This is a genomic window from Lutibacter sp. (assembly GCF_040883305.1).
GTDB lineage: Bacteria > Bacteroidota > Bacteroidia > Flavobacteriales > Flavobacteriaceae > Lutibacter.
In genome coordinates, this window is sequence record NZ_JBFLKT010000184.1 from 1 (window position 1) to 5,194 (window position 5,194).

The 5,194-nt window shown below is 30.9% G+C and carries 5 protein-coding genes; 4 read left to right on the top strand and 1 reads right to left on the bottom strand.

From position 1 onward, the window contains the following. Positions 1–1,181 (bottom strand): type IX secretion system plug protein domain-containing protein (locus tag AB1Z17_RS05890; RefSeq protein ID WP_368050868.1); only part of this gene is annotated, 1,181 nt, incomplete at its 3' end. A gap of 187 nt (positions 1,182–1,368) precedes the next feature. On the opposite strand from AB1Z17_RS05890, the gene AB1Z17_RS05895 reads away from it, so the two are divergent. The 4 genes from AB1Z17_RS05895 to AB1Z17_RS05910 form a co-directional block, all read left to right on the top strand. Next, the gene (locus tag AB1Z17_RS05895) at positions 1,369–2,718 is read left to right on the top strand and encodes a Na(+)-translocating NADH-quinone reductase subunit A (RefSeq protein ID WP_368050869.1); all 1,350 of its coding nucleotides are present in this window, start codon (positions 1,369–1,371) and stop codon (positions 2,716–2,718) included. A 2-nt stretch (positions 2,719–2,720) separates the two neighbouring features. Then, entirely contained in the window at positions 2,721–3,944 is a 1,224-nt protein-coding gene (locus AB1Z17_RS05900) for an NADH:ubiquinone reductase (Na(+)-transporting) subunit B (protein WP_368050870.1), read from the top strand. A 2-nt stretch (positions 3,945–3,946) separates the two neighbouring features. Further along, complete coding sequence (locus AB1Z17_RS05905; protein WP_368050871.1) at positions 3,947–4,693, top strand: Na(+)-translocating NADH-quinone reductase subunit C; 747 nt, start codon at positions 3,947–3,949, stop codon at positions 4,691–4,693. A 3-nt stretch (positions 4,694–4,696) separates the two neighbouring features. Next, positions 4,697–5,194, top strand: a 498-nt coding sequence (locus tag AB1Z17_RS05910; protein ID WP_368050872.1) for an NADH:ubiquinone reductase (Na(+)-transporting) subunit D, incomplete at its 3' end; no start/stop codon positions are given.

Consider the following 5,194-nt stretch of genomic DNA (forward strand, 5'->3'; position numbering starts at 1 on the left):
AATTTTTTGTAATAAACCAATACTGTATAATCGTTTTCAGTTTGGTAAAAAGAACCGTCTATAGCGCTGTTGTTAATTATACCTTCTTGGTTTTTTGTTACATATTGGTAGTTGTAAAAACCTTGTTTTAGTAGTAATTTTCCTTCATATAAGCCACTTTGTTCATTATACGTTAGTTTGTTAGTATCGTTTAATTGCCAATTGTTAAAATTTCCACTAATAAAAACGTCTTTTCCATCTAAATTTTCTAAACAACTTAAACTAAAATGTACCCAACCATAATCGGCGTCGGTATTGTTATTATCACCATCTAAAGTTCTTACAACAAAGTTTCCGTTTATATCTTCTAAAAGTGTGTATGGCTGGTCTATTCTTTCTTCGTTGGTATATAAATACGCGTGGTATAAATCCTTGCCTTTTTCTACTTTTGCAATGTTTAAGGTGGTGTTTCTAATAAATTTAGTATCTAAATACATGAACTCGTTTCCAGCCAAAAAACTGGTTTCTTTATTGTACTTATATAACAATTGTGTACCTCTGTAAAATTGTGGCTTTAAACCTTCAATAGCAGTTTGCCAATTATTATTCTGCAAAACAACTGGTAAAATCTCTTCTTTTGGGTTGTTAATTCTTAAATTCGGGTGGTTTATAATAAATTCTACAGATTGATGGGTATTTATAGTTGAAATATCCCTGCTTTTATAAACCGTTACGCCAACTGTTACTTTAGATTCGTACACCACAAATTTTCGTTCAAAAACAATTTCTTCATCTTCATTTAATACATATATTTTGTAATTTCCAGAAATCTTTAGTTGTGTGTCTTCGTTAGGTATTGTTAACCAATAATTAGTGTAAGGTTGCAAGGTGTTAAATGAGTTTTCATACTCTCTAATTCTATCTTCGGCATAGCCATCTACAAATTCTGAATCTGATAAATTAGAAGAGTTCCAATTATAATCGCAATGTTCAATTTTATAGGTATAATCGTGTTCGTCTGCATTTAAATCGTCAAAAATCAATTGAAAACTTTCTCCAAGTCTTATTATTGGTGCGTAAGAATTAACGGAATTCGGTTTTAAAATAATGGTTTTAATATTTGCTGCATCTTCAATTTTTACTTGAGAATAGCTTGTCTGAAATAACAAAATTGCAATAAAACAGGAGTAAAATAGCTTCAAAATTAAATGGTATTAAAAAATTCTTTCTTCAAAATTTATACCAAATATAGAATTGTAATTGTAAATATTTCAGTTTCTAGCTGAAAACTTAATTCTTAGCTATAAAAAGTTGATTTAAATCATTAAACTAAAATTATAAATTCTTATTTTTGCTCCGTTTTTAAAGACTATTAAATAAACTTAAAATATGTCACAGGACATTCGAATTAAAAAAGGTTTGGATATTAAGCTAGTAGGTACTGCTGAAAAGGTTACCGAAAATGCTAATTCTTGTAGTGTTTACACACTAAAACCTGAAGATTTCCACAGTATCATTCCAAAATTATCTATTAAAGTTGGCGAAAAAGTAAAAGCAGGAGAAGCTGTTTTTTACAATAAAGCCAATGAAGAAATGAAATTCCCTTCGCCCGTAAGTGGTGAATTGATTGATATTATACGTGGTGAAAAAAGAAAGATATTAGCTGTTAAAATTCAAGCTGATACAGAACAACAATATGTTAATTTTGGCGTAAATGACCCAAAATCTATGAAAGCTGAAGAGATTAAAAGTCTTTTCTTAAGTTCAGGATGTTGGCCATTTATTAAACAAAGACCTTACGATGTTATTGCAAACCCTGCAAATACACCAAAAGCAATTTTTGTTTCTGCGTATGCAAGTGCTCCTTTAGCTGCTGATTACGATTATGTATTGGCTGGTAAAGAAAAAGAGCTGCAAACTGCAATTACCGCTTTAAGTAAATTAACAACTGGTACTGTTCACGTTTCAGTAGGTAAAAATGCAAATTCTCCTTTAGCAGGTTTAAACCATTGTACGTTGCATACAGTTTCAGGACCACATCCTTCTGGAAATGTAGGTACGCAAATTGCAAAAATAGACCCTGTTAATAAAGGTGAAACCGTTTGGACAATTTCTCCACAAGATTTAGTAATTATTGGTGAGTTATTACTTACAGGTAAATTTAATGCTGAGCGTATCATTGCGTTGGCTGGTTCATCTGTTGAAGCTCCTAAATATTACAAAACAAAAATTGGAGCTACTGTAACTTCTATTGTAGATAAGAAACTTAAAGGTGATAATAATAGAATTATTAGCGGAAATGTTTTAACAGGAAAAGCCACCAACTTAAAAGGTAATTTAGGGTATTATGATAATATAATTACTGTAATTACTGAAGGAAATGATTACGAATTTTTTGGCTGGACAATGCCAGTTTTTAATAAGTTATCAATTTCAAGAGCCATCACTTTTTCTTGGTTATTTCCAAATAAAAAATACGATTTAAATACCAATACCAATGGAGAACATAGAGCCTTTGTTGTAACTGGTAATTATGAACAAGTTTTTCCTTTAGATATTTATCCAATGCAAATTTTAAAAGCTTGTATGTATCAGGATTTAGATGAAATGGAAACTTTAGGAATGTACGAAGTTGCTCCTGAAGATTTTGCCTTAACTGAATTTGTATGTGTTTCTAAACAACCACATCAAGAAATTATTAGAAAAGGTTTAGACTTAATGTTAAAAGAAATAGGATAATTATGGGATTAAAAGAAAAATTACATAATATAAAAGGTAAAGTTGAAGGCACTAATTGGCAAACTATGTTTGGTGCAGTTCATACACTTTTTTACACTCCAAATGAAACTACTCATTCAGGTAGTCACGTAAGAGGAGCTGATGATTTAAAGCGTACAATGATGAATGTTGTGTTGCCTTTAATTCCATTGTTCATTTTTGGAATGTTTAATGTTGGTTTTCAGCATAACGCAGCAATTAATGGTTTTCCAGAAGGAATAGGCTTTTTTAGTCCTGAATTTTGGAATCTAGACAATTTATCTATTGGAGCCTTAAAATTATTACCATTATTAATAGTTTCTTATGTTGTAGGTTTAGGTATCGAAATATTTTTTGCAACCATTAATAAACACGAAGTAGAAGAAGGTTATTTTGTAACAGGTATGTTAGTACCGCTTATTGTACCTATTGACACTCCATTATGGATGCTTACAGTTGCAATTATTTTTGGAGTTGTAATTGGTAAAGAAATATTTGGTGGAACTGGAATGAATATTCTAAACCCTGCTTTAACAATTAGAGCATTTTTATTCTTTGCATATCCAACTTGGATGAGTGGAGACAAAGTATGGGTTGCTGGTGCAAAAGAAAGAGCTAATGAAATAATGGCTGGATCCGAATTAGATGCCATTTCTGGTGAAACTATTTTAGGAAGTTTAGCACAAGGACAAGAATTCGCTTATTCTGTTTCAGATATGTTCTTAGGTTTTATACCTGGTTCTGTTGGTGAAACATCTACCTTATTAATTTTACTAGGTGGTTTATATTTACTCTATACCAAAGTTGCTAGTTGGAGAATAATGTTATCATCTGTTATTGGGGCTTTAGTTATGGGGCTTATTTTTAATGGTGTAGTAGATGCTGGATGGATCTCTGAAAGCAGTAAGTTTTATTCATTAATGAGTACTGAATTTTGGCATCATTTATTAATTGGTGGTTTAGCTTTTGGTATTGTATTTATGGCAACCGATCCTGTTACAGGTTCGCAAACAAACAAAGGAAAATGGTATTACGGTTTCTTTATTGGGTTTATCTCAGTTATGATACGTGTATTTAATCCAGCCTATCCAGAAGGTGTAATGTTAGCAATTCTATTAATGAATGTGTTTGCGCCAACTATTGATCATTACGTTGTTCAAGGAAATGTAAAAAGAAGGTTGAAACGTTTAAAATCAAAAACAGCATAACAATGGCAAAGAATACTGAAAGTAACGTTTATACAGTTTTGTTCGCAACCGGAATGGTTCTAGTTGTTGGTACATTATTAGCGTTTTTAGCGTCTTCGTTAAAAGAAAAAATAGCTGAAAACAAAAGAATAGAAAAACAACAAAATATTTTATACGCAATGGGTATTAACGAAAACGACGAAAGTAGTGTTGAGTTTGTATCTAAAAATATTGTTGGAGAAGAGTTTAACAAATATATAACCAAACAATTGGTAATTACTGGTGCGAATGCTGTTGAAAATGATAAAGCCTATTTAATAGATTTAAAAAAAGAAGCTGCATTGGCAAAAAGCGAAAACTACCAAAGAAGATTACCATTATTTGTTGGAAATAAAGATGGTAAAGAATCATACATTGTTCCAGTAAGAGGAAAAGGATTATGGGATGCAATTTGGGGTTATATTGCTTTAGACAGTCAATTAGTAATTCAAGGAGTATATTTTGATCACGCAGGTGAAACACCAGGATTAGGGTCTAACATAAAAGAACGCTTTTTTATGGATGATTTTATAGGTGAACATATTATGGATGGTGATACCTTTAAAGGTGTTGCAGTTTCAAAAAGTAATGCAGATCCTAAAAATATGAGAAAAACAGATTTTGCTGTTGATGCAATTTCAGGTTCTACAATTACAGGTGATGGTTTAGCAGCAATGCTTAAAAAAGACTTGAAAATGTATTTACCTTATTTAAAAACATTAAACCAATAATTTATGGGACTTTTATCAAAAAAAGATTTAAAATTAATTACAGATCCTTTAGCAGATAATAATCCTATTACTATACAAGTATTAGGTATTTGTTCTGCCTTGGCTATTACAGCTGAATTAAAAGCATCAATTGTAATGTCTATTGCAGTACTTTTTGTAATGGGACTGGGGAATTTAACTATTTCATTAATGCGAAATATAATTCCACCAAAAATTAGAATTATTGTACAGCTTATTGTTGTTGCTACATTAGTAATTATTGTTGATTTAGTGTTAAAAGCATTTGCTTATGAACTAAGTAAAACATTATCTGTATTTGTGGGATTGATTATTACCAACTGTATTATTATGGGACGTTTTGAAGCTTTTGCTTTAGCTAATGGACCAATAAAATCGTTTATAGATGGTGTTGGTAACGCATTGGGTTACGCAGTAATACTTATTATAGTAGGATTTTTCAGAGAATTGTTAGGGTCTGGAACTTTATTAGGTTTTAAAGTG